Below are 23,569 nucleotides of genomic sequence, written 5' to 3'. Positions count from 1 at the left end.
TGTTCAAGCGCGGCGCAGGGCGTGGTGTTCCATGCGGTTTTGCAGGCGATAAAGATAGGCAAAACCCTGCTCCCAACGCTGGTGACCGGACTTCACGTTGATATGCCCCGCCCCCGCCAGGATCCCCGCCTCGGCACCCCAGTTGCGCGCCAGCTCCAGGGCTCGCGGCGCACTGACGGCGCTGTCGTTGTCGGAGCTGACAACCTGGCTGGGGAACGGCAGCAGATCCGTCGGGATCGGCGCGAAGTTGCGCAAGGCCGGCGCACAGGCCGGGCGCTCGACATCCGCCGGTGCGACCAGCAGGGCACCGCGCACCTGACGCAGGAATTGCACAGGCGCGGTGGCCGCCCAATGGGCGACGGTGATGCAACCCAGGCTGTGGGCGATCAGGATGACCGGCGTGCTGTCGGCGGCAATCGCCTCGGCCAGCGCCGCGACCCAGTCTTCACGGCGCGGCGTCAGCCAGTCGGCCTGCTCCACCCGTGCGCTGTTCGGCAGGCTGTTCTGCCAGTGGCTTTGCCAATGATCTTCTGGCGATCCTTGCCAGCCCGGCACAATCAGGTAGCGAATTGATTCGTTGCGCATGGGGGAGCTCTCCTGCTGCGTGTCTGTTCCCGGTCGAGTATAGGGAGGAGAGTTATATTCGTTAAGGAATAAGAAGCTATTTATTAAGATCCATATCGAATATAAAACACATAACCTGTGGGAGCGGACTTGCTCGCGAAGGGGCCATCAAATCCAACATCCTTGTAGACTGACACTCCGCATTCGCGAGCAAGCCCGCTCCCACAGGGATGAAATTCAGTCCAAAAAAAGGGGCCGCACCCTGCCAAGGAGACGGCCCCGGAAAACGAAAATCTGTTAACGCGCAGTGATCACCGACAGCTTGGTAATCCCCGCCCGTTCAATCGATGCCATGGCCCGCGCCACCTCGCCGTAATTCACACCATCATCCGCCTGCAACTGCACGCGCACCTCGGGGTCCTTGGCCTTCGCCGACTTGAGGTTCAATTCCAGCAAGTCCGGCTGTATCTCGTCCTTGTTGATAAACAGCTTGCCGGCACCGTCGATGCTCACCACCAACGGATCCTTCTGCTCCACCGGCGCCACCGCTTCGGTCTTGGGCAGGTTGATCGGAATGGCGTTGGTCAGCAGCGGTGCGGTGACGATGAACACCACCAGCAACACCAGCATCACATCCACCAGCGGCGTCACGTTGATCTCGCTGAGCACCTCGTCAGTGTCTTGCGTGGAGAAGGCCATATCAGGACGCCTCCTTCACTTTCTGCGCGTTGCCCTGGGCCACCACCTTGTGCGCCGTCGGATGGATCAGCACGCGGAACGAACTCTTCTGCGCCAGGCTGTAGAAGTCGTGGGCGAAGTCGTCCAGATCCGCCGCCGTCAGTTTCAAGCGCCGCAAAAAGTAGTTGTAAACCAGCACCGCCGGCACCGCGACGGCGATCCCCACACCCGTGGCGACCAGTGCCGCGCCAATCGGCCCGGCGACTGTTTCAAGGCTTGCCGAGCCCGCCGCGCTGATGCCTTTCAACGCCTCCATGATTCCCCACACCGTGCCGAACAAGCCAATGAACGGCGAGGTGCTGCCAATACTTGCGAGCACTGCCAACCCGGTTTCCAGTGACCGGCGCTCGCGCACAATCTGCTGGCGCAAGGCTCGCTCCAGACGATCCTGATGGTTGATCGCCTGGCTCAAGTCAGCCGCCTGTGGCGTCTCGCCCACCTGGATGGCCGCATAACCGGCCTGCGCCACCCGGGCGGCCGCGCCGGGCCGGGTTTCGCTCAGTTCGGCCGCCGAGTCGAGACTCGAAGCGGCCCAGAACTGCTGATGAAACTTTCGATCCTGTGCCTTCAGCCGACCGAACTGCACGCCCTTGAGCAATGCCAGACCCCAGGTCGCGACGGAAAAAACCACCAGCAGCCAGATCACCGCGCTTTCGATGGATTCAAGTGGAGAGGCCAGTAACGTCATGATGTATTCCTCGTGTAAACGTTTCGCGCGAAATTGGTTTCTGTTTAATGAATCTTGAAATCGATGGGCACGCTGACCCAGCCGTCCCGGGCGACATCACCTTGCTTGGCCGGCACAAAACTCCAGCGTTTCACCGCGTTCAGCGCGGCGTCGTCCAGTGCATCGCGACCGCTGCTTTTCTGGATCTGAATCTCGCCGGGCTTGCCGCTGGCCAACACATGCACGCGCAACAACACGGTGCCTTCCCAGCCGCGACGCTGGGCCAGCGACGGGTATTCCGGCGCCGGGTTTTTCAAATAGCCGGCGGTGGCGGAGGCCGGTGTTACGGGCGCTGGGGCCGGTGGTGCAGGTGGCGCCGGGGCCGCGACAGGTGCTGCCGGCTTCGCTGGCGCGGGTGGCTGCTCAACGGCTTTTGGCGCCGGTTTCGGTAGCGGTTTGGCGACCGGTTTGGGCTTGGGAACCGGCTTTGGTGGAGGCGGCTTCACCGCCAGCTCATCCTCCACAGGCGGTGGCGGCTCAATCACGGGTTGCACAGGTTGTGGAGGCGGCGGCTCGACCACTGGTGGCGCCGGTCGCGAGAATTCGATGGTCATGGGCGGGACTTCTGGCGGCACGATCGGCAGCACCGGGGTCGGTTGCTGATTGACCCAATAGATCACCGCGCCATGCACCAGCAACGCCAGCACGCCCAGCACGATTGCTTCACGCCGGCGAAGGACGCCTTTGGGGGTTCGCTGCAAACGCAACTGCCCCAAGGGCACGCGGTGCGGTCGGCCGAGGTCGACCAATTCGCCACCAGGTGCCTGGCGCCAAAGCACCTCATGTGCACCGGTGGCGATCTGGACATTGCCCATTGTTTAACTCCCTGCGGTCTCTTTGCGGATAACCGGAACGTCGTGCTGAACATCCCCCGACGACGCCCCGGTAGAGCAATCATTGGCTTGAACGCTTAGCTCTTAAAGTAATGTTTAAACTTATATTTAGAACCAATACGAATAAACAAAACCCTCAACCCACCGCCAGAGCCCGCCGTTCAAGGGCTCCGGCACAGTGGAAAAAATCCGATGCTTTTCGGGCATTGAAAGTATTCATTCGAAGCATGCTTTTTCGCCGTCAGAGGTCGTATCGGCCGGTCACACCGAGCGTGCGTGGCGTACCGGGCAGACCTTCATAACCACCATTGGCGGCCGTCCACAGCGTCGTGTAGTAGGTTTTGTCGAAGGCGTTTTTCAGCCACAACGAAACGTCCCACTGCCCCTGGTTGAAGTCGCCGCGCAGGCCGGTGGACAGGTTGACCACCGCATAACTCGGGATCTGCCCGAAGTCGGAGTCTTCCACCGTGCCCACCGCTTTGGAGCGGAACGCATAGCTGGCGGTGACGTACTCCTCGAAGCCGTTACTCAGATTCCACTTGTATTCGCCGTTGGCGTTGCCGATCCATTTCGATGCGCCGACCACTTGATGCCCGGTCAGGTCGCAGGAGGCTGGAGCACCCGGCCTCAGGCTGACTTCCGGCGGGCACGGTGCATCCTTGTAGGAGAGGTAGCTGACGTCGTTGTACGAACCGTTGATGTTCAGCGTCAGGCCGCGCAGCGGGATCAGGGTGCTTTCGAACTCCACGCCACGGGAGCGCACGGAACCGGCGTTGGTCAGGTATTGCACGCGATTGACGTCGTCATAGGCGTTGGTCTGATAGCCGTTGACCTGGGTCCAGAACAGGTTGGCGTTGAGTTGCAGGCGACGGTCCCACAGGGTGCTCTTGAAGCCGAGCTCGGCGTTGTTGGCGCGCTCGGTGCCGATCAGCAACGAGTCGGCACCGGCCACTGGCGCCATACCGACGGCCAGGTTGACCCCACCGGATTTTTCGCCGTGGGACAACGTGGCGTAGGTGAGCAGGTCGTCGGTGAGGTGGTAGCTGAGGTTCAACAGGCCCGAAGGACTGGAGCTGTACTGGTTCAGATCGCCGGAATCGTAGGCCCCTGCACGAGCACGTCGTGCCGCGGCCGCCGCGCCGGTGACTGCGGCACCACCGGCGGGCGCATTGCGGGTCACCCAGGCGTTTTTCTCTTCATAGGTGCCGCGCAGGCCGGCAGTGAAATCCAGGCGTTCGGTCAGGTGCCAGGTGCCCTGTGCGAACAGCGCGAAGCTGTTGGTTTCGATATGACCGTTGCCGACACTGTCGATGTTGTTCAGCGCACCGGTGGGCGTGCCACTCCAGATATCCGCTTGCGGCCCGTAAAAGGTGAAGGATTTGTTGTCCAGGTCGGAGCCGAAGTAATAGGCGCCGAGCACGTAATCGAAGAACCCGCCGGTAGGCGACGCCAGGCGAAACTCCTGGGAGTACTGCTTGTCCTCCACCGAAACCCCGGCGTTGTAGAAGACGGTTGCGTTCAGGCCGTCATCATTGCGCGGGGTGAAATTCCACCAGCGATAGGCGCTGATGGACGTCAGGGTGAAGTCGCTCGGCAGCGTCCAGTTGGCCTCCACCGATGTGCCGCCCTGATGCACGGTGACATGCTGGTCGTTGTTCAGGTTGACCTTGCGGTGGGTGCCGTCGACCAGTGTCGCGCCCGCGGCATTGGCCCGGGTCTGGTATAGGTTGGTGCCATTGATGGTCGGCCCGGTGTTGAACAACACGCGGGTGCCGGCGCTGGAATCTTCTTCGTTGTAGTCGCCGATCCAGCGCAGGTTGAACGATTCGTTCGGCTTGAACAGCAACTGGCCACGGAAGCCATCGCGCGAGCCGCCGTTCAAATCGTGGCCGTCGAATTCGTTCTTGATATCGCCATCGCTGCGCGTGCGATACGCAGAAAAGCGCCCGGCGAGCTGATCATTGAGCGGGCCGGAAATCGTGCCCTTGGTCTGGAAGTAGCCGTCCTCGCCCACCGAAGATTCGATGCTGCGTTCCGGTGTGAACGTCGGCGCGCGAGTGCTGATGTTGATCACGCCAGCGGTGGTGTTCTTGCCGAACAAGGTGCCTTGCGGACCGCGCAGCACTTCGAGCTGCTCGATGTCCATCAGGTCGAATACAGCCATGCCCGGCCGGCCGAGGTAAACGTTATCGAGGTACAGACCGACACTGCCTTCCAGGCCATCGCTGGCCGGATTGTTGCCCAGGCCACGAATCGACACGCTGGACTGGCGCGCATGCATGTAGGCGACGTTGACGCTGGGCACCAGTTGCTGCAGATCCTGGATGCGATAGACCCGCTGGGCTTCCAGGGTCTGGCCGCTGACCACGCTCATCGGCGTTGGTACGTCTTGCGAGCTTTCTTCGCGGCGGCGAGTCGTGACCGTCACGGTTGCCAGTTGGGTATTGTCGGCCGTGGCGGTTTTTGCCGGAGTGGTTTCAGGGGTGGCGCTGTCGGCCGCATAGCCTTGGGTCCAGCTGGCACTGCCTGCCAGTAACAGAGCCAGGGGCAGGCGTTTGAGCCGTTGTGGAGAGTGGGTTGGGGCGAAATGCAACGGACTCATAAGGCGGGGTTCCCGATCAGAAGAAATGCTTTATTGCTTGCCAGGCCGCCATCGCGAGCAAGCTCGCTCCCACACTGATCCTGTGAACACCGAAGACCCCCTGTGGGAGCGAGCTTGCTCGCGATAGCGTCAGTTCAGACGCCGCCGATATCCGTCCCTTTCACGGTCTGGCTGACCTGCCCGTTCACACCCACCGGCACTTCACCCTTGAGCGTCACACGGCGCACGATCCGGTCCTGGGTCCCGTAGTCATCCACCGCATAATGCTGGGTCGAGCGGTTGTCCCAGATCGCCACGTCACCGGCCTTCCAGCGCCAGCGCACGATGTTTTCCTGGCGGATCACATGGCTTTGCAGCAACCCGAACAGGTGCGCCGAATCGGCCTGGGAATAGCCCTTGATGCGTTTGACGAAATGCCCCAGCAACAGGCTCTTCTCGCCGCTGATCGGGTGCACGCGCACCACCGGGTGTTCGGTTTCGTAGACAGTCGAGGTGAAGACCTTGCGATAGCGCTCCAGCTTCTCCGCCGAGACGTCCGGCCGGGTGCCGGCGTAGTCGTATTCGTTGCTGTGCACGGCGACCAGTTTGTCGGCCAGCTCACGCAGCTCCTCCGACAACCCGGCGTAGGCGGTGGCGGTGTTGGCCCACAGGGTGTCGCCGCCGAAAGCCGGGGCTACCACCGAGCGCAGGATCGAGGCTTTTGGGTAGGCCTCGACAAAGGTCACGTCGGTGTGCCAGGAGCTCGCACGCTGGCCCTCGGCACCATCCAGTTCCAGCAGAAAACGCGTGCCTTCACGCACCGGCACGGTCGGGTGCGCCACCGGTTCGCCGAGCAGGTGGGCGAACGCCTCCTGGCGCTGATCGTCGAGTTGGGTCTGGTCGCGGAAGAAGATCACTTTGTATTGCAGCAGCGCCTGTTGAATGGCTTCAACGGTGGCGGCATCCAGCTCGCCGGAAAGCTGTACGCCACGGATTTCGGCACCGATGCGACCGGCCACCGGATGGATTTCAAGCGCGTGAACAGCGGGTTGTACTGCGAAAGCGGCATTGCTCATGGGTAGACCCTCATCAGACTGCTTGCGGTTGAACCGGCCGCGAAACACTGCTCTATCTATATTCTATTTAGATCTAATAGATATCTACATGCTTCGTTGACGGAATAAGAGGTTGCATTTAAAACCTCAGTCAACCCTCGTCGCAAATGCCTTCGAGCTATTTTTAGGATGCCGGGAAAGCATATGGATCTTCGCCAGTTGCGTTACTTCATCGCCCTCGACGAACACCGCAGTTTCGTGCGCGCGGCCGAGGCCATGGGCATTACCCAACCGGCCTTCAGCCGCAGCATCCAGGGGCTGGAGCAAGAGTTCGGCTGCGTGTTGGTGGACCGTGGCAACAAGGATTTGCGCCCCACCCCAGAGGGCCTGGTGGTGCTGCAACATGCCCGCAGCCTGGTGCAGGGTGCGGCGCTGCTCAGCGCCGAAGTGACACAGATGACCAAGCTCGATGCCGGTGAACTGCGCTTCGGTTGCGGCCCGGCGCCGGCGGTAAAACTGGTACCGGATGCGGTGGCGCAATTCATCAATGCACACCCGAAAGTGCGCACCTGCTTCGAAGTGGATAACTGGGAAAAACTCAGCCGCGCCCTGAGCCGCGAGGAGATCGAATTCTTCATCGCCGACATTCGCCATTTCGAGTCCGACCCGAACTTCCAGACCCAGGCGCTGACGCCCAAACGCGGTGTGTTTTTCTGCCGTCCGGGGCATCCGCTGCTGGCCAAGGAGAGCCTGTCGACCAACGACATGTTCGATTACCCGCTGGCGACCACGAAGATCCCGCCAGGCATTCGCAAACTGCTGGCGAACCTCAGTGGGCGGGTGGATTTTTCGCCGACTATCGAGACCGAACATTTTCCGGCGCTGGTGAAAGTTGTGCTGCAATCCAACGCCATCGGCGTGGGCACGCAAGAGGCGTTCATCGAGGACATTGCCCAGGGTTCGCTGGTGCTGCTGCACTGGCGCAATTTGCCGCAGAACATCGAGAGCATGAATGCGCGGTGCGGGATTGTCAGTCGCACCGGGTTCCGGTTGTCGCCAGCGGCGCGGGCGATGATCGAGACGTTGGTGGCGGTGGACAGACAGCAAGTCAGCGTCGCGGTTTAGGGCCTCTTCGCGAGCAAGCTCGCTCCCACAGGAGATCGTTGTCGGACACAAGTTTGTGTACGACTCAAATCTAATGTGGGAGCGAGCTTGCTCGCGATGGGGCCAGTGAGCTCACTGAAGATTCAGAGCTTGGCCGCAGCCAACTCCGGCGCCACCCAATCGCTTACCTTGAACGACTTGCGAATCAGCTTCTGCTGCGAAGCCAGGTCCACCGCATCCTGCAATTTGCCAAGGAACACTGGATCGAGCGTCGACGGGAACACCTCGCTCAGTTTCTGATCCTTCAGATCCTGGCTGAGAATCACCGGCGGGTAACTCGCCAAGCCCGACACCAACTGAACGTAAGCGTCCTTGTTGCTATCCTGGGTCAGCCACGCCACGGCTTGCTGTTGAGCCTTTAGCAGTGTGGCGACCGCCTCGGGGTGCTCGTCGACGAACTTTCCGGTCCCCACCAACACGGCCTGCACACTGCCGGCGCCGCCCAGGTCCTTGGTGGTCAGAGGCAACTCGGCCAGTCCTTTGGCCTGTAATGCGGTAAGCCCGGAACCACCCCACGAGGCATCGATCTGTTTCGCCGCCAGCGCCGCCACCGCCGCGTTGAAGTCGAGGTTGATGACTTTCACATCCTTCTCGCTCAACCCCTGACTGGCCAGCGCCGCATCGAAGGACAACTGGCTGGCCGTGCCACGGAAGATCGCTACGCGTTTGCCCTTGAGGTCTTGCAGGGTCTTGATCCCCGAACCCGGGACCACGCCGAGGTAGTGCTTGACCCCGCGCGCCGAGGCGCTGAGCAATCGCGTATCCAGACCATTGGACTTGCCGATGATGGCTGCCAGGTCGCCGAGGTAGGCCAGGTCCACCTGACCGTTGGCGAACGCCTCGTTGATCACCGGGCCTGCGCCCTTGAAAAAGCTCCACTGAATCTTGATGCCTTGATCGGCAAAGGCCTTTTCGAAGATCTGTTGATCGCGCAACACATCCACTACACCGCCACCGCTGTGCTGGGTACCGGCACTCAGGTCCGGCACGGCGATGCGGATTTCCTTGAGTTCACCGGCGTTGGCCGTGAAGGCCAGCAGACCCGCCAGGGCCGGTGCGGCGAACAGGCTGATGACACGTTTGAAGGGAAGGTTCATGGGTACGGCTCCTTGGGGCAACGGGCGTTGATGAGCCGAAAGTAGGCCGAATCAGAACCAACACTTAAATACTATAAATTCACATTTTTATAGCTTTTGGATCTATATCAACTCCTACGGGCCTTCCGATCGCGTATGCAAAAACAGCATCAAAAATATTCTTCGAAGGCATTGGATGCGCGCGCGCTCCCAAGCCTTAAATGGCCTTGCTTATCCCTAAATAGAATTGATTTTTATCTTTATAGATCAATTTTGCATACACATTAAACCCTGTGGGAGCGAGCTTGCTCGCGATAGCGGTGTGTCATCCAGCACGTAAGTCGCCTGACACACCCTCATCGCGAGCATGCTCGCTCCCACAAAAAACAGGCTTGCATTGCAACCCGACAACGGAGGTCACCCATGGCCCGTGTTTCCCTTCTGAGCCTGCCGCTGGCCGCACCTCGGCTTGATGGTCGACGACATTGGCCGACGCTGAGCCAGCGGCTCTTGCCCTGGCTGCTGCCCTTCAGCCTGTTTGCCCTCTGGTGGCTCGCCAGCCGCAACCACTGGATGAGCGAGCAGATCCTGCCGGCGCCGACCCTGGTCTGGAGCAGCGCCGTTGAGTTGTCCCAAGGCGAGTTGTGGAGCCATTTGTGGATCAGCCTGCAACGCTTGTTCTGGGGGCTACTGGCCGGGATCAGCGCTGGTGCAGTTTTGGGTGCTGCGCTGGGTTTCAGTCGTCGACTGGAGCGCCTGGTATTTCCCACCTTCGCCGGGTTGGCGCAAGTCCCGACCCTGGCCTGGATTCCCTTGTTCATGGTGTTTTTCGGCATCGGTGAAGTGCTGAAACTGGTGGTGCTGATCAAGGCCATCGTGGTGCCGGTGACCCTGCACACACTGGTCGGCGTGCGCGATGCGCAACCCAGGCTGCGCGAAGCCGCCGCCGTGTTGCGCCTGCCCGGACTACTGTTGATCCGCCGCCTGGTGCTGCCCGCCGCGCTGCCGGCCTTCATGGCCGGTGTACGCCTTGCGCTGGCCGCCGGATGGACCTCGCTGCTCGCTGTCGAACTGCTCGCGTCCAGCGAAGGCATCGGCTACCTGATGGTCTGGGCACGCCAGTTGTTCATGCTCGACATCGTCTTCGTGTGCATTGTGGTGATCGGCTTGATCGGCGTGGCGATGGATCGCGGTATCGGCCTGCTGGACAGGAAGCTGGTGCACTGGCCGCACCCGGCCACCGCCGAAATCCGTCGCGGGCCGCGTTATCAAGGCTGGCAACGTCTGCAACCGTGGCTGCTGCCACTGGCGCTGCTGGCGTTGTGGCAACTGAGCTCGGATCAGCAGTGGATTGACCCGAACATTCTGGTCAGCCCGCTGGTCGTCCTGCACACCACCTGGAATGGCCTGCTCGACGGCACGCTGGTTGGCGGCATGGCCCTGAGTCTGGGCCGAACCCTTGGCGGGTTACTGCTCGGTGGCGGGCTCGGCTTTGCCCTGGGCCTGCTGCTGGGACTGTCGCGCACCAGTGAACGCGTGCTCGGCCCGACCCTCGCCGCCCTCCGCCAGATCGCCATTTTCGCCTGGGTGCCGCTGCTCACCGCGTGGTTCGGCCTGGGGGAATTGGCCAAGTGGGTGTTCGTCGCCCTCGCCGCGTTTTTTCCGCTGTTCATCGCCACCCAACGCAGCGTCGCCAATCTCTCGCCACAACTCAACGAGGCTGCGCAGGTGTTGCGCCTGAACCTGCCCCAGCGCCTGCGCCGGCTGGTGTTGCCGGATGCGGCGCCAGGGATTTTCGCAGGGCTCAGGCTGAGCCTGATCTACGCCTGGCTCGGCACCATCGGCGCCGAATATTTCATGCCGTCCAACGGCGGCATCGGCAGCCAGATGATCGGCGCCCAGCAACTGCTGCGCATGGACCTGATCATGGCCGGCATGCTGCTGGTGGGCCTGACCGGCGCCCTGCTCAACCTCATTGGCCAACGCCTGGAAATCCGCGCCACTCGCTGGAGACACGCATGAACGTACCGATTGTCAGTTTCAATCACGTGGGCAAGACCTTCGAGGTCGACGGCTTCGAACTGGAGGCCATTCGAGAATTCAACCTGGACATCGCCGAGGGCGAATTCGTCGCCATCGTCGGCTCCAGCGGTTGCGGCAAATCCACTTTGCTGCGGCTGCTGGTGGGCCTCGACAGGCAATTTCGCGGGCAGATAAGCGTCGACGGTAAAGCCGTCACCGGCATCGGTGGCGAGCGCGGCATCGTCTTTCAGGAACACCGTTTGTTCCCGTGGTTGAGCGTGGCCGACAACATCGGCCTGGGCCTGGTCAACGAGCCATTGAGCGCCGCGCAAAAGCACCAGCGTATCCATGACTTCATCGAACTGGTGGGCCTGGGCGACTTCGCCCGTGCCTATCCGCACCAGCTCTCCGGCGGCATGGCGCAGCGCGTGGCCATCGCCCGAGGCCTGGTGGCCAGCCCACGGATTCTGCTGCTGGACGAGCCCTTCGGCGCCCTCGATGCGCTGACCCGCCAGCAGATGCAGGACGAACTGCTGGCGATCCGCGCGCGGGCAAAAATCACCACCATCCTAGTCACCCACGATGTCGAGGAAGCGATCTTCCTCGCCGACCGCGTGGTGGTGATGGAGCCGCGTCCGGGGCGGATCAAGCAAGTGGTCGACATTGCCCTGCCCCATCCGCGCCATCGCAGCAGTTTCGACTTCCACCAATTGCGCGAAGAACTGCTTCACGAACTCACCAGCGACGGTCACTACCAGCCTCCCGTGCCGGTGCAGGTCCGCGATCTGCCGCTGTCCTTCATTGCCTACTGAAAAAGGAAATTTTTGATGCCGCAACGTCCCAATTTTTTAGTGATCCTGGCCGATGACCTGGGCTTTTCCGACCTCGGCGCCTTCGGCGGCGAAATCAATACGCCGAACCTCGATGCCCTGGCCAACAATGGCCTGCGCCTGACCGACTTTCACACCGCACCAACTTGCTCGCCGACCCGTTCGATGCTGCTCACCGGCACCGATCACCACATCGCCGGCATCGGCACCATGGCCGAAGCCCTGACCCCGGACCTGATCGGTAAGCCAGGCTACGAAGGGCACTTGAACGACCGCGTGGTCGCCCTGCCCGAGCTGCTGCGCGAGGCGGGTTACCAGACGTTGATGAGCGGCAAATGGCACCTGGGCCTGACCGCCGAATTGGCGCCCCATGCCCGGGGTTTCGAGCGTTCGTTTTCGCTGTTGCCCGGTGCGGCCAACCATTACGGCTTCGAGCCGACCTACGATGAAACGACTCCACGGCTGCTGAAATCCACACCGGCGCTGTATATCGAAGACGACCAGTTCATCGACGAACTGCCGAAGGATTTTTATTCCTCCGACGCCTTCGGCGACAAGCTGCTGCAATACCTCAAGGAGCGCGACCAGACCCGGCCGTTCTTCGCCTACCTGCCGTTTTCCGCACCGCACTGGCCGCTGCAGGCTCCGGCCGAGGTGGTGGAAAAATACCGCGGGCGCTATGACGCCGGCCCTGAAGTGCTGCGGCTGGAGCGTCTGGAAAAACTCAAGAAGCTGGGATTGATCGAGGCCGATGTCGAGCCGCATCCCCTGATCCAGCTGAGCGCACAGTGGGATGCGTTGAGTGATGAACAGCGGCAGATTTCTGCGCGAGCCATGGAAGTTTATGCGGCAATGGTCGAACGCATGGACTGGAACATCGGGCGTGTCGTCGATTACTTGCGCCAGCAGGGACAACTGGACAATACCTTCATCCTGTTCATGTCCGATAACGGCGCCGAAGGGGCATTGCTGGAGGCTTTCCCGAAATTCGGGCCGCAGCTGCTGACCTACCTCAATCAGCACTACGACAACAGCTTGGACAACATCGGCCGGGCCAACTCCTACGTCTGGTACGGGCCGAACTGGGCGCAAGTGGCGACCGCACCGTCGCGACTGTTCAAGGCCTTCACCACCGAAGGCGGGATTCGCGTGCCGGCGCTGGTGCATTACCCGCAGCTGCCGCTCAAGGGCCAGATCAGCCACGGGTTTGGCACAGTGATGGACATCACGCCGACCATTCTGGATCTTGCAGGTGTGCGCCATCCGGGCAAGCAATGGCACGGCAAACCCGTGGCGGACGTTCGCGGGAAGTCGTGGCTGGGGTTTCTGTCGGGCGAGACGGCGCACGTGCATGACGAGCACACCGTGACCGGGTGGGAATTGTTCGGTCGGCGGGCAATCCGCCAGGGGCAATGGAAGGCGGTGTACATCCCGGGACCGGTGGGGCCGGCGACCTGGCAGCTGTATGACCTGGGCAGTGATCCGGGGGAGATTCATGACCTGGCGTCGAGCCAGCCGCAGCGGCTCAGTGCCTTGATCGAGCATTGGCAGCGGTATGTGGATGAGACTGGGGTGATACTGAGTGAGTCGCCGTTTCAGCCGGATTGATATTGTCTGATACAACGCTTTCGCGAGCAGGCTCGCGATGAGGCCCTTGATGACAACCCATCAAGCCCTGGCGGCACGCACTTCTTCTACCGCCGCTTCGTCCCTGCGCTCAAACCGGTTAGCCCGCGCAAACGTACCAAAATCATTGAACCGCACACCCATCTTGCGCATCACCTTGTGCCCCACCGGTACGGTCAACTGGCGGATGTAGAACGGTTCCTTCACCACAAAGTGATGGATCCCGTGGCTGCTGCCGAAGTTGAAGCAGAACGCCTGCAGCGGCCACAGCCACGGGGCATTCAGCACCTGGCACTGCTGCATCACATTGCCCGGCTCCACATCTCCGTAGTAGTGCATGTTCGAGCTGATGAAGTGCAGGCAGAAGGTGCGCAACACGTTCGGGCCGATGATCACGACGGCTGCGATGTCGATCACCTGCATCACCGACAACGTCGTCGCCGACCACTCGATCGGTGCGCCCATCAGGTTCGCAACGCCGTTCGCTGCATGAAAACCGAGAAACACGTACCACGCGCCCCAATGCATCAGCGCCAGCGGTGCATAGACCTTCAGCGTGCGTTTAATGATGCTGAACTTCATTGCCCAGGTCTTGGCCCGCAACATGCGGATGACCGAGGACATGATGTTGTCGCCGATCATCAACAGCCGCGCAAAACCCCAGGGTTCGCCATTGGTGATGGCGCGCTCTTCCGTGTCTGTCTCAGAGCCCGACACCTTGTGGTGATTGAGGTGCAGATGGCGGCGAATCCATGGGTTGATGGTGCTTGGCCGCGCCAGCCACACCAACCCCATCATCAGGTTGTGCGGCACTTTCTGCTTGCGGAAGTACATGCTGTGGATCAGGTCGTGTTCCAGCTCATGGGTCAGCGAGGCGAAAAAAGCATTGAGCAACAGGCACGCCCACCAGGCCATGTGCCCACTCATGTAGAGCGCCGCCGAACCGACCATACCGGCGATGGCGAAGGTCAGAATGCCTGCGCCGAGGGCGTCCTGGTGCTTGAGAACCGGGTATTTCTCCCGCAATTCGACGCCTCTGGCCAGCACCACTTCACGGATATGGGCTGATCGTTGGGCTGCATTCAGTCGTTGGGGGCTTGCAGAAGTACGGTCCATGCTTCCATCCTCTGGTTATTGATGGTTGCATCCTGCCTTGCGGAACCTCGCAATGCGGTAGCCGTGAACGCCAACCTGTTGACCGGAAGCGCCAATCAGCATGACTGAACCGACCTCCCTCGCCAGCTGGACCCGCGCCCTGCGCAAGCAACTCGATGCCCTTGGCATTGACAGCACCGCCCTGTGCCAGCAATCGGGACTCGACCCACAACTGATGGACGACCCGAACGCGCGTTATCCGCTGTCGGGCACCACGCATCTGTGGAATCTGGCGGTGCAGGCCAGCGGCGATCCGGCAATCGGTTTGCGGGTTTCGCGTTTCGTCAGCCCGACCACCTTCCATGCGCTGGGTTATGCCCTGGTCGCCAGCGGCAGCCTGCGGGAAGTGTTCGAGCGCATCGTGCGCTATCACCAGGTGGTCAGCGATGCCCTCGAACTGGAACTGACCCGCGCCGAGGATCGCTACCGTTTCCGTCTGAAAATCCCCGCTGGCAATCCCGCCCCGGCCTTCGAAGCCATCGATGCGTTCATGGCGATTTACGTGCGCACCTGCCGCAATCGCCTGGGCCGTGAATACGCACCGCTGGAGACTTACCTGCGCCGCCCGGAGCCGGCAGACGCGCACCAATGGCATAAAGTCTTTCGCTCGCCGGTGCACTTCGGTGCCGACGAGGATCGGCTTGAGTTCGCCCTCATCGACTTCGACAGCCACCTGGACGACGCCAACCCGGAACTGGCCGAACACAACGAAACCGTGCTCAAGCGCACCCTGGCGCAACTCAAGCCGCTGACGTGGGAGCGCAAGGTCCGCGACGCCATTGAAGAGCAACTGCCCGAAGGCGAACCCAGCGCCGAGCACATCGCCAAGGCCCTGCACCTGAGCCTGCGCAGCCTGCAGCGGCACCTGGCGGATGAGGGCTGCCGGTTCGATACGCTGCTCAACGAAAGCCGCGAAAACCTCGCGCTGCTGCACCTGCGGGACCCGCAAGTGTCGCTGAGCGAAATCAGTTATCTGCTCGGGTTTGCCGATACCAGCAGCTTCAGTCGCGCGTTCAAGCGCTGGACCGGGATGACGCCGGGGCAGTTTCGGGATGGGTTGCGCTGATTGATCCGGAAGGTGAGTTGGCTGGTCTGGCCCCATCGCGAGCAAGCCCGCTCCCACAGTTTTTTTATCGGTGACCACAATCTTGTGATTTACACAGATCCACTGTGGGAGCGGGCTTGCTCGCGAAAGCGGTGTGTCTGTTGAAATTGATATACCTGACCTGACGCCTTCGCGAGCAAGCCCGCTCCCACAATGGTTCGGTGTTCGCCGTCAGATCGTGGCCAGTGTCCGCAACCGCTCGGCATCGAGAATTTCAATTTCGCCGTAACTCAGCCCGATAACCCCCTGCCCCTGCAACTCCTTGAGAATCTGGTTGGTGGTCTGGCGCGACAGCGACAACATGGCGGCAAGCTGCTCCTGGGGCAGTTGCAGGACGCGCCGCGGCGGGGCGGTCTCGCCATAGCCTTCGGCAATCATCAACAAGCGGTGCGCCAGCCTCGCCGGGGCCGGTAACAGGCTCAATTGTTCAAGGTTGATGAAGGTCATGCGCAGCTTCTGGCTCATCAACAACGCCAGTTGGCGCCAGTGTTGTGGATGCTCGTCGAGCAACGCCAGCAAGGTGTTCTGGGGAATGTGCAGCAGTGTGCACTGGCCCACGCCGTAGGCATCGTGGGTGCGTGGCTGGCCATCGAACAGGCAGATCTCGCCGAACCAGTGCGGCGGTTCCACCAGGCTCAGCAACGCTTCCTTGCCCTGCTCGCTTACGGCACCGACGCGTACCGCGCCTTCAAGCACCGCGTACAGGCCGCAGGGCGGATCGCCGCGCTTGAACAGCCGCTGGCCCGGCGACAGGCGCCGCAGCCTGGCCGCCGACAGCAGGCTATCCTGTAGGGAAACAGGCAAATGGCTGAACCACTGACCGCTCATCAGGCGTGGGCGCCAGACCTGCATATCCATGAAAACTCCTAGAGATTGTCGCCTGGCTGACAGAGCGGGAAGTGGCCCCGGGGCATGATCAATCACCCCACAGGAGAACAACAATGAAAAGCCTCGTCGACCACCTCAGTCAATACGCCGCCTACCACCGAGACCCGCGCAATATTGCATCGCACTTTATCGGCATTCCGCTGATCGTGGTCGCCGTGGCGGTGTTGCTGTCCCGGCCGCAGTGGTCGCCGGGTGGCGTGTGGCTGTCACCGGCGGTGCTCGTTTCGCTGGCATCGGCGTGGTTTTACCTGCGCCTGGAATTGCGCCTGGGCGTTTTGATGACCGTGTTGCTCGGGCTGTGCGTGTGGGCTGGTCATGCGCTGGCACAGCAAAGCACGCTGGTCTGGCTGGGCAGCGGCGTGGCGATGTTCGTGATCGGTTGGGCGATCCAGTTTGTCGGCCATCACTACGAAGGGCGCAAACCGGCCTTTGTCGATGACGTGACCGGGTTGATTGTCGGGCCGTTGTTCGTGGTGGCGGAACTGGCGTTCATGCTGGGGATGCGGCATGAGCTCAAAGAGCAGATCGAGGCGCGGGCGGGTGGGGTGCGCCTCAATCCGAAGCGTGCAGCTGTCTAGATCGCATTCGCGGGCAAGCCCGCTCCCACACTGATTTGCGTCGTTCACAAATCCAATGTGGGAGCGGGCTTGCTCGCAAAGCTTTTGCCTTAGATGTTGGCGACTTTCTGCCAGACCTTCGGCTTGAAGAACAGTGTCTCCCCCTTCGCCAACCCGATCAGGCTGTCGTGATCCTTGACCACTTCGGCCTCGATCAGATCGCTCTGCCCTTCGACCTTCAGCGTCACCCGTGTCGTTGCGCCCAATGGACGAATATCGCGCACTTCGGCCGCGTGGTGATCTTCCAGTTCATGGCGCGACAGCGACACTTCGTGCGGACGGAACAGCACGTGGTTGTCTTCGCCCAGATGCAGTCGGTTCGAATCACCGAGGAAGTGATAGACGAAATCGCTGGCCGGGTTTTCGTAGACGTCACCCGGTGAGCCGATCTGCTCGATCACACCCTTGTTCATCACCACGATACGGTCGGCGACTTCCATCGCTTCTTCCTGGTCGTGGGTCACGAACACCGAGGTCAGGTTGATGTCTTCGTGCAGACGCGCCAGCCAGCGGCGCAGCTCCTTGCGAACCTTGGCGTCGAGGGCGCCGAAAGGTTCGTCGAGCAGCAGCACTTTCGGCTCCACCGCCAGCGCCCGGGCCAAGGCAATGCGCTGACGCTGGCCGCCGGAGAGTTGCTCCGGGTAGCGATCCGACAACCAGTCCAGTTGCACCATGTTCAACAGTTCGTGAACCTTGGTTGCGATCTGGCTTTCGCTCGGGCGCTGGTTTTTCGGCTTCATGCGCAGGCCGAACGCGACGTTGTCGAACACCGTCATGTGGCGGAACAGAGCGTAGTGCTGGAACACGAAGCCGACGTTGCGATCGCGCACGTCGTGGCCGGAAACGTCTTCACCGTGGAACACGATGTTGCCCTTGTCCGGGGTTTCCAGGCCGGCAATGATCCGCAGCAGCGTAGTCTTGCCGCAGCCCGACGGGCCGAGCAACGCGACGAGTTCGCCGCTCTGGATGTCCAGGCTGATGTTGTCCAGCGCCTTGAACGCGTTGAAATTCTTGCTGACGTTACGCACTTCGATCGACATGAATTATTCCTCCGCGGCGCTGGCGCGCAGGCGGTTAATACGGTTTTCGCTCCACTGCTTGAGCAGCAGGATGAAGAGCGCCAGGATCAGCAACAGGCTCGCCACGGCGAACGCGGCCACGTGGTTGTATTCGTTGTAGAGGATCTCGACGTGCAACGGCAGGGTGTTGGTCACCCCGCGAATGTGCCCGGAAACCACCGACACTGCACCGAACTCACCCATGGCCCGGGCGGTGCACAACACCACGCCATAAATCAGGCCCCATTTAATGTTGGGTACGGTGACGTGCCAGAACATCTGCCAGCCGTTGGCGCCGAGCAGACGTGCGGCCTCCTCTTCCTGAGTACCTTGTTCCTGCATCAGCGGGATCAGTTCACGGGCCACGAACGGCACGGTGACGAAAATCGTCGCCAACACGATGCCCGGCAGGGCGAAGACGATCTGGATGTCGTGGTCCTGCAGCCATGGGCCAAACAGACCCTGGGCGCCGAACATCAGCACATAGACCAGACCGGCGATCACCGGCGACACCGAAAACGGCAGGTCGATCAGCGTCACCAGCATGCTCTTGCCACGGAACGAGTACTTGCTCACGCACCACGCGGCGCTGACGCCGAACACCAGGTTCAACGGCACCGAAATCAGTACGGCGATGACCGTGAGTTTCAGTGCCGACAACGCGTCCGGCTCAAAGATCGCGGTGAAGAACGCACCGAGGCCGAGCTTCAGGCCCTGGGACACCACGATGAACAGCGGCAGCAACAGGAACAGCGCAAAAATCAGCCAGCCAAGGCCGATCAGGATTCGCCGCGAAGTCGCGCTGCCACGGCGGGCAGCGTTCGAGGAAGCGGCAGCAATAGACGATTGGGACATGGGTGCGCCTCCTTATGGGGTTTCGATGCGTCGCTGCAACAAGTTGATCAGCAGCAACAGGACGAAGGAAACCACCAGCATCAGTACACCAATGGAGGTAGCGCCGGTGTAATCGTATTGGTCGAGTTTGACCATGATCAGCAGCGGCAGAATCTCGGTTTTCATCGGCATGTTGCCGGCGATGAAAATCACCGAACCATACTCGCCGACCCCGCGGGCAAAGGCCAGCGCGAAACCGGTCAGCCATGCCGGAAGCAGTGCCGGCAGCAGGATATGGCGGAAAACCTGCAATGGTTTCGCCCCCAGGCACGCCGCCGCTTCTTCGACTTCACGAGGTATGTCTGCCAATACTGGCTGTACGGTACGTACTACGAATGGAAGTGTCACAAAAGTGAGGGCAAGGGTGATGCCCAGGGGGGTGTAGGCGATCTTGAAACCCAGATCCGCTGCAAACTGACCAACCAGGCCGGTAGGGGTGTACAACGCCGTCAGCGCAATACCGGCCACTGCCGTGGGCAATGCGAACGGCAGGTCGATCATTGCATCGATCACTTTTCGTCCAGGGAAGGTATAGCGCACTAATACCCAAGCCAGCAGCGTGCCGATGATGCCGTTGATGATTGCGGCACACAGGGCGGTGCCGAAGCTGAGCTTCAGCGCCGCCAGCACCCGTGGCGCCGAGATGATTGCCCAGAACTGATCCCAGGTGAGTTGAGCGGCATGCACGAACATCGCCGCCAGTGGTATGAGCACAATCAGGCTGAGGTACACCAAGGTGTAGCCCAGCGTCAGCCCGAAGCCGGGTATGACGGGGGAGATACGACGCGACATAAAAGTCCTTGGTTAAAAAGCGTTCCGCTAAAACCATCCCTGTGGGAGCGGGCTTGCTCGCGAAAGCAGTGTGTCAGTCAACGTTAATGCCGCCTGATACACCGCCTTCGCGAGCAAGCCCGCTCCCACATGTTATGTAGCTTAAGCGAGGTTATTGCGCCTGGTAGATCTGGTCGAAAACCCCGCCGTCATTGAAGAATTTCGGTTGTGCGGTTTTCCAGCCGCCGAAGTCCTTATCGATGCTCACCAGCTCCAGTTTCGGGAACTGCTGGGCGTACTTGGTGGCCACATCCTTATCACGGGGGCGATAGAAATTCTTCGCCGCGATTTCCTGGCCGGCCGGGCTGTACAGGTGCTTGAGGTAGGCTTCGGCGATCTGCTCGTTACCCTTTTTCTCGGCATTCTTGTCGACCACCGCCACCGGTGGCTCGGCGAGAATCGACAGCGAAGGCACGACGATGTCGAACTTGTCGGCGCCGCCCTCTTCTTTCAGGGCCAGGAAGGCTTCGTTTTCCCAGGCCAGCAACACGTCGCCCTGGCCGTTGTTGACGAAGGTAATGGTCGAGCCGCGGGCGCCGGTGTCCAGCACTGGCACGTGCTTGAACAGGGTTTGCACGTATTCCTTGGCCTTGGCTTCGTCGCCGCCATTGGCTTTGAGGCCATAGGCCCAGGCCGCGAGGAAGTTCCAGCGCGCACCGCCGGAGGTTTTCGGGTTCGGCGTGATCACCGAGACGTCATTCTTGATCAGGTCACCCCAGTCCTTGATGCCTTTAGGGTTGCCCTTGCGCACCAGGAACACGATGGTCGAGGTATATGGCGTGCTTGCGTCCGGCAGGCGCTTTTGCCAGTCAGCCGGCAGGGACTTGCCGAGCTTGGCGATTTCGTCGATGTCACCGGCCAGGGCCAGGGTCACGACGTCGGCACGCAGACCATCGATCACCGCTCGGCCTTGCTTGCCCGAGCCACCATGGGATTGCTGGATTTTCACGGTGTCGCCGGCATGTTCCTTTTGCCAGAACTTCACGAATTCGGCGTTGTAGTCCTGATACAGCTCGCGGGTCGGGTCGTACGACACGTTGAGCAGTTCGTAGTCCTTGGCAACTGCGGAACCGGCAAAAAGGGCGCTGGCCAGGGCGGCCAAAGCGAAATGACGAATCGACGACATGGTGAAAGCTCCTGGAATTCTTGGTTTGTTGGCTTTTTTTTATGGACTTCTGGAATCGCGTTGCCGGTTCAAAGATCGCAGCCTTCGGCTGCGCCTACAGGGGCTGCGATCCCCTTCAGCCGGGCTTGTTGCCTGGCTGCTGCAAACGGAATTTTTCTTTGCGTTCGATCTGCACCACCTGCGCGTTGTGCACAGTGATTTCCACGGCACCAAAACGCAGGTCGCGCAGGGCACTCTGGATTTCACGCAGGATGGTGGCTTCGTCTTGACCGTCGACGCTACGCAGGGATGCGCTCATATTGCTGCTCCTTCAACTGAGAGTTTGCCTCGCAGTGTCGGCACTGCTTGCGGCTTGGGAGCAATACTAGTGAGGTCTTGATATTCTTAAAAAGACTATTTAAGAATGTTTATATAACCAGAAGACATTAATTGAAGGGACAAGGGCTTGAGGCGATTCACCCTCTTTCAAGCGCACCAAAAACCTGTGGGAGCGGGCTTGCTCGCGAAGAGGCCGGCACATTCAACATCCCTGTTGCCAGACAGTCCGCCTTCGCGAGCAAGTCGGATCGCCGCACCGCCGCTCCCACAGGTTTTGTGTATCAGCAAGGCGGCAAGGTAATTGCTCCGATCACCGGCGCATGAGCCCAGTTCAATTGCCCTGCCGGCACCGGCCGCCCGAACCAGTAGCCCTGGCCCAGATCACAGCCCTGCTCAAGGAGGAACGCCGCCTGTTCGACCTGCTCAATCCCCTCGGCATGAACCTGCATGCCCATGCTTTGGGCCAGGGCGACGATCACCCGCGAGATCGCCGCATCATCCTCGTCCCACGGCAATCCGGCGACGAAGCCTTGGTCGATCTTCAGTTTTTGCACCGGCAGGCGCTTGAGCCGCAACAGCGATGAGTAACCCGTGCCGAAGTCGTCGATGGCCAGGCGCACCCCCAACTCGCGCAGGCGATGCATCTGCTCCAGCGCGACTTCCGGATCATCCATCACCGCGCTTTCGGTCACTTCCAGTTCCAGACAGGCCGGCTCCAGCCCGGTTTCATGCAACACCTGCGCCACCTGCTGATACAACTCGCGACGGGCAAACAGGCGCGAAGAAATGTTGACCGCCACAAAAGACAGCACCACCCCGTCCTGCTGCCACTGACACATCTGCCGGCACGCCTGCGCCATGACCCAGGCATCGATTTCGGCGATCAGACCGGTTCGTTCGGCGACGGGAATGAATTCCGCCGGTGACACCAGCCCCCGCTGCGGGTGCTGCCAACGCACCAACGCCTCGACACCCACCAGGCGGCTGGTCTTGAGGTCGTGAACCGGCTGGTAATAAACCTGCAATTCCTGCTGGTCCAGGGCGCGGCGCAACTCGAAGGCGATCTCGACGCGTTGTTGGGCATGGGCGGTCAATTCTTCGGTGTATAGCGCGTAGTCATTGCGACCGGTGCTTTTGGCCTTGAACAATGCCGAATCGGCGTTGCGCAACAATTGTTCAACGCTCAAGGCATCGCTGGGGAACAGGCTGATGCCAATGCTGGTGTTGATGAACAGCTGATGTCCATCGATAGCAAACGGCTCTTTCAGCCCGTTGATGATCCGTTGTGCCAGCGCAGCCGCCTGGATCAACTGCGGACAGCATTCGGCCAGCACGGCAAACTCGTCGCCGCCCAGCCGAGCCAGGGTAATGCCGGGATCGAACATACCTTTCAGGCGCCCGGCTACAGCCTTGAGCAACTGATCGCCGATGGTATGCCCGAGGCTATCGTTGATCATCTTGAAGTGATCAAGATCGATCATCAGCAGCGCGCAACCACGCTTGTGCACCTGTGCCGAAGCCAGGGCCTGTTCGGCGCGGTCGCTGAACAGCAGACGGTTCGGCAGGTCGGTCAGCGGGTCGTGGTGCGCCAGGTGCATCAACTCGTGTTCGGAGTTCTTGATTGCACTGATATCGGAAAACACCGCCACATACTGGCTCGGCTGGCCGTCGTCGTCATGAATCAGGCGGATTGTCTGCCATTGCGGATAAATTTCGCCGCTTTTGCGCCGGTTCCAGATTTCCCCGCTCCACTCCCCGGCGCTTGCAAGCGCGGCGAACATCGCTTGATAGAATTGCGCTGGATGGCGCCCCGACTTGAACATATTGGGCCGCTGCCCCAGCACCTCCTCACCGTCATAACCGGTGATCTCCATAAAGGCCCGGTTCACATGGACGATCACGCCTTCCCGATTGGTGACCAGCACCCCTTCGAGGGTGCAGTCGAACACTGCCGCCGCCTGTCGCAAGCGCAGGCGGTCGGCATCGCGATCACGCAGTTTGGCGCCGATACCCAGACACCGCAGCAGCCGCGCCCGGGCAATGAAGATCAATCCGGCGCTGAACAGCACCCAAACGTAACCGTTGATCAGTTGCCATCGCAGTCGCTCGGCGGAGCTATCGAAGAAGCTGTTTAATAAATAGCCACTGATCTGCAGCCAAACCACGGAAAGCAACAGATAGAGCAGCGCTGCACGCAAGGCATCGCGATAGGTGGCAGGCATCAGGCAATCCATGTCCATACGAAAAGGTTGGAATTATAGTTTAAAGACACATCCAGCCACTCTTATCTGAAAGGGCGACTGGTTTTCTGTGTGGGCTTAGTGATAATGCAACGGCTGTTTTTCTTTATCGAGGGCCCTA

21 protein-coding genes are annotated in these 23,569 nt (G+C 60.8%); 6 read left to right on the top strand and 15 right to left on the bottom strand.

The window, feature by feature from the left end; genetic code table 11:
• Nucleotides 1-3 precede the first annotated feature (3 nt).
• The 6 genes from ACXX83_RS25655 to ACXX83_RS25630 all read right to left on the bottom strand — a co-directional run bounded on the left by ACXX83_RS25655 (nucleotide 4) and on the right by ACXX83_RS25630 (nucleotide 6,519).
• Nucleotides 4-585, bottom strand: a complete 582-nt coding sequence (locus ACXX83_RS25655) for an alpha/beta hydrolase (RefSeq protein ID WP_007972928.1) — start codon at nucleotides 583-585, stop codon at nucleotides 4-6.
• Nucleotides 586-861: 276 nt separating this feature from the next.
• Nucleotides 862-1,263 (bottom strand): ExbD/TolR family protein, encoded by a 402-nt coding sequence (locus ACXX83_RS25650; protein ID WP_015092994.1) that lies wholly within the window; start codon nucleotides 1,261-1,263, stop codon nucleotides 862-864.
• Nucleotide 1,264: 1 nt separating this feature from the next.
• Nucleotides 1,265-1,990, bottom strand: coding sequence for a MotA/TolQ/ExbB proton channel family protein (locus tag ACXX83_RS25645; RefSeq protein WP_217836859.1), 726 nt, complete (start codon nucleotides 1,988-1,990; stop codon nucleotides 1,265-1,267).
• Nucleotides 1,991-2,034: 44 nt separating this feature from the next.
• Nucleotides 2,035-2,844, bottom strand: a complete 810-nt coding sequence (locus tag ACXX83_RS25640) for an energy transducer TonB (protein ID WP_458549949.1) — start codon at nucleotides 2,842-2,844, stop codon at nucleotides 2,035-2,037.
• Between the two features lie 259 nt (nucleotides 2,845-3,103).
• On the bottom strand, nucleotides 3,104-5,464 hold the full coding sequence (locus tag ACXX83_RS25635; RefSeq protein WP_458549948.1) for a TonB-dependent receptor: 2,361 nt from the start codon (nucleotides 5,462-5,464) through the stop codon (nucleotides 3,104-3,106).
• A gap of 134 nt (nucleotides 5,465-5,598) precedes the next feature.
• A complete protein-coding gene (locus tag ACXX83_RS25630; protein WP_458549947.1) occupies nucleotides 5,599-6,519 on the bottom strand; it encodes a TauD/TfdA dioxygenase family protein in 921 nt (306 codons plus the stop codon).
• 183 nt (nucleotides 6,520-6,702) lie between these two features.
• On the opposite strand from ACXX83_RS25630, the gene ACXX83_RS25625 reads away from it, so the two are divergent.
• Nucleotides 6,703-7,623: a LysR family transcriptional regulator gene (locus ACXX83_RS25625; protein ID WP_041474762.1), complete on the top strand. Its 921-nt coding sequence runs from the start codon at nucleotides 6,703-6,705 to the stop codon at nucleotides 7,621-7,623.
• A 122-nt stretch (nucleotides 7,624-7,745) separates the two neighbouring features.
• On the opposite strand, the gene ACXX83_RS25620 is transcribed toward ACXX83_RS25625, so the two are convergent.
• Entirely contained in the window at nucleotides 7,746-8,759 is a 1,014-nt protein-coding gene (locus tag ACXX83_RS25620) for an ABC transporter substrate-binding protein (RefSeq protein ID WP_095964484.1), read from the bottom strand.
• 402 nt (nucleotides 8,760-9,161) lie between these two features.
• On the opposite strand from ACXX83_RS25620, the gene ACXX83_RS25615 reads away from it, so the two are divergent.
• Genes ACXX83_RS25615 through ACXX83_RS25605 form a run of 3 tightly spaced genes read left to right on the top strand, consistent with a single transcriptional unit; the run spans nucleotide 9,162 to nucleotide 13,198 of the window.
• Entirely contained in the window at nucleotides 9,162-10,760 is a 1,599-nt protein-coding gene (locus ACXX83_RS25615) for an ABC transporter permease (protein ID WP_458549946.1), read from the top strand.
• The gene (locus ACXX83_RS25610) at nucleotides 10,757-11,572 is read left to right on the top strand and encodes an ABC transporter ATP-binding protein (protein WP_458549945.1); all 816 of its coding nucleotides are present in this window, start codon (nucleotides 10,757-10,759) and stop codon (nucleotides 11,570-11,572) included. The genes ACXX83_RS25615 and ACXX83_RS25610 overlap by 4 nt, the downstream gene beginning before the upstream one ends.
• 15 nt (nucleotides 11,573-11,587) lie before the next feature.
• The gene (locus ACXX83_RS25605) at nucleotides 11,588-13,198 is read left to right on the top strand and encodes an arylsulfatase (RefSeq protein WP_126048562.1); all 1,611 of its coding nucleotides are present in this window, start codon (nucleotides 11,588-11,590) and stop codon (nucleotides 13,196-13,198) included.
• A 60-nt stretch (nucleotides 13,199-13,258) separates the two neighbouring features.
• On the opposite strand, the gene ACXX83_RS25600 is transcribed toward ACXX83_RS25605, so the two are convergent.
• Entirely contained in the window at nucleotides 13,259-14,332 is a 1,074-nt protein-coding gene (locus tag ACXX83_RS25600) for a fatty acid desaturase (RefSeq protein ID WP_458549944.1), read from the bottom strand.
• 100 nt (nucleotides 14,333-14,432) lie between these two features.
• On the opposite strand from ACXX83_RS25600, the gene ACXX83_RS25595 reads away from it, so the two are divergent.
• On the top strand, nucleotides 14,433-15,437 hold the full coding sequence (locus ACXX83_RS25595) for an AraC family transcriptional regulator (protein ID WP_015092983.1): 1,005 nt from the start codon (nucleotides 14,433-14,435) through the stop codon (nucleotides 15,435-15,437).
• Nucleotides 15,438-15,647: 210 nt separating this feature from the next.
• Here ACXX83_RS25595 and ACXX83_RS25590 read toward each other — a convergent pair whose 3' ends face one another.
• Nucleotides 15,648-16,334: a Crp/Fnr family transcriptional regulator gene (locus ACXX83_RS25590; RefSeq protein ID WP_218475584.1), complete on the bottom strand. Its 687-nt coding sequence runs from the start codon at nucleotides 16,332-16,334 to the stop codon at nucleotides 15,648-15,650.
• Nucleotides 16,335-16,417: 83 nt separating this feature from the next.
• Between ACXX83_RS25590 and ACXX83_RS25585 the strand changes: the two genes are divergently transcribed.
• Complete coding sequence (locus ACXX83_RS25585) at nucleotides 16,418-16,942, top strand: Mpo1 family 2-hydroxy fatty acid dioxygenase (RefSeq protein ID WP_126048558.1); 525 nt, start codon at nucleotides 16,418-16,420, stop codon at nucleotides 16,940-16,942.
• Between the two features lie 89 nt (nucleotides 16,943-17,031).
• Here ACXX83_RS25585 and ACXX83_RS25580 read toward each other — a convergent pair whose 3' ends face one another.
• The 6 genes from ACXX83_RS25580 to dibA form a co-directional block, all read right to left on the bottom strand.
• Nucleotides 17,032-18,021, bottom strand: a complete 990-nt coding sequence (locus ACXX83_RS25580) for a sulfate/molybdate ABC transporter ATP-binding protein (protein ID WP_015092978.1) — start codon at nucleotides 18,019-18,021, stop codon at nucleotides 17,032-17,034.
• A gap of 3 nt (nucleotides 18,022-18,024) precedes the next feature.
• Nucleotides 18,025-18,894 (bottom strand): sulfate ABC transporter permease subunit CysW, encoded by an 870-nt coding sequence (gene cysW / locus ACXX83_RS25575; RefSeq protein ID WP_007972954.1) that lies wholly within the window; start codon nucleotides 18,892-18,894, stop codon nucleotides 18,025-18,027.
• A 12-nt stretch (nucleotides 18,895-18,906) separates the two neighbouring features.
• Nucleotides 18,907-19,725, bottom strand: coding sequence for a sulfate ABC transporter permease subunit CysT (gene cysT, locus ACXX83_RS25570; protein ID WP_007972956.1), 819 nt, complete (start codon nucleotides 19,723-19,725; stop codon nucleotides 18,907-18,909).
• A gap of 151 nt (nucleotides 19,726-19,876) precedes the next feature.
• Nucleotides 19,877-20,890, bottom strand: coding sequence for a sulfate ABC transporter substrate-binding protein (locus tag ACXX83_RS25565; RefSeq protein ID WP_458549943.1), 1,014 nt, complete (start codon nucleotides 20,888-20,890; stop codon nucleotides 19,877-19,879).
• Between the two features lie 115 nt (nucleotides 20,891-21,005).
• Complete coding sequence (gene oscA / locus ACXX83_RS25560; RefSeq protein WP_007975618.1) at nucleotides 21,006-21,188, bottom strand: sulfur starvation response protein OscA; 183 nt, start codon at nucleotides 21,186-21,188, stop codon at nucleotides 21,006-21,008.
• A 301-nt stretch (nucleotides 21,189-21,489) separates the two neighbouring features.
• On the bottom strand, nucleotides 21,490-23,430 hold the full coding sequence (dibA, locus tag ACXX83_RS25555; RefSeq protein WP_458549942.1) for a phosphodiesterase DibA: 1,941 nt from the start codon (nucleotides 23,428-23,430) through the stop codon (nucleotides 21,490-21,492).
• Between the last annotated feature and the right edge of the window lie 139 nt (nucleotides 23,431-23,569).

It is taken from the genome of Pseudomonas sp. GNP012, from assembly GCF_054343835.1.
Note: the sequence above shows the minus strand (reverse complement) of the source record. Positions and strands in the feature narration are given on the sequence as shown.

Excerpts from the sequence above, each read along its gene's own strand:
- ACXX83_RS25655 (WP_007972928.1), bottom strand. The coding sequence starts at position 585 with ATGCGCAACGAATCAATTCGCTACCTGATTGTGCCGGGCTGGCAAGGA.
- ACXX83_RS25650 (WP_015092994.1), bottom strand. The coding sequence starts at position 1,263 with ATGGCCTTCTCCACGCAAGACACTGACGAGGTGCTCAGCGAGATCAAC.
- ACXX83_RS25645 (WP_217836859.1), bottom strand. The coding sequence starts at position 1,990 with ATGACGTTACTGGCCTCTCCACTTGAATCCATCGAAAGCGCGGTGATC.
- ACXX83_RS25640 (WP_458549949.1), bottom strand. The coding sequence starts at position 2,844 with ATGGGCAATGTCCAGATCGCCACCGGTGCACATGAGGTGCTTTGGCGC.
- ACXX83_RS25635 (WP_458549948.1), bottom strand. The coding sequence starts at position 5,464 with ATGAGTCCGTTGCATTTCGCCCCAACCCACTCTCCACAACGGCTCAAA.
- ACXX83_RS25630 (WP_458549947.1), bottom strand. The coding sequence starts at position 6,519 with ATGAGCAATGCCGCTTTCGCAGTACAACCCGCTGTTCACGCGCTTGAA.
- ACXX83_RS25625 (WP_041474762.1), top strand. The coding sequence starts at position 6,703 with ATGGATCTTCGCCAGTTGCGTTACTTCATCGCCCTCGACGAACACCGC.
- ACXX83_RS25620 (WP_095964484.1), bottom strand. The coding sequence starts at position 8,759 with ATGAACCTTCCCTTCAAACGTGTCATCAGCCTGTTCGCCGCACCGGCC.
- ACXX83_RS25615 (WP_458549946.1), top strand. The coding sequence starts at position 9,162 with ATGGCCCGTGTTTCCCTTCTGAGCCTGCCGCTGGCCGCACCTCGGCTT.
- ACXX83_RS25610 (WP_458549945.1), top strand. The coding sequence starts at position 10,757 with ATGAACGTACCGATTGTCAGTTTCAATCACGTGGGCAAGACCTTCGAG.
- ACXX83_RS25605 (WP_126048562.1), top strand. The coding sequence starts at position 11,588 with ATGCCGCAACGTCCCAATTTTTTAGTGATCCTGGCCGATGACCTGGGC.
- ACXX83_RS25600 (WP_458549944.1), bottom strand. The coding sequence starts at position 14,332 with ATGGACCGTACTTCTGCAAGCCCCCAACGACTGAATGCAGCCCAACGA.
- ACXX83_RS25595 (WP_015092983.1), top strand. The coding sequence starts at position 14,433 with ATGACTGAACCGACCTCCCTCGCCAGCTGGACCCGCGCCCTGCGCAAG.
- ACXX83_RS25590 (WP_218475584.1), bottom strand. The coding sequence starts at position 16,334 with ATGGATATGCAGGTCTGGCGCCCACGCCTGATGAGCGGTCAGTGGTTC.
- ACXX83_RS25585 (WP_126048558.1), top strand. The coding sequence starts at position 16,418 with ATGAAAAGCCTCGTCGACCACCTCAGTCAATACGCCGCCTACCACCGA.
- ACXX83_RS25580 (WP_015092978.1), bottom strand. The coding sequence starts at position 18,021 with ATGTCGATCGAAGTGCGTAACGTCAGCAAGAATTTCAACGCGTTCAAG.
- cysW (WP_007972954.1), bottom strand. The coding sequence starts at position 18,894 with ATGTCCCAATCGTCTATTGCTGCCGCTTCCTCGAACGCTGCCCGCCGT.
- cysT (WP_007972956.1), bottom strand. The coding sequence starts at position 19,725 with ATGTCGCGTCGTATCTCCCCCGTCATACCCGGCTTCGGGCTGACGCTG.
- ACXX83_RS25565 (WP_458549943.1), bottom strand. The coding sequence starts at position 20,890 with ATGTCGTCGATTCGTCATTTCGCTTTGGCCGCCCTGGCCAGCGCCCTT.
- oscA (WP_007975618.1), bottom strand. The coding sequence starts at position 21,188 with ATGAGCGCATCCCTGCGTAGCGTCGACGGTCAAGACGAAGCCACCATC.
- dibA (WP_458549942.1), bottom strand. The coding sequence starts at position 23,430 with ATGCCTGCCACCTATCGCGATGCCTTGCGTGCAGCGCTGCTCTATCTG.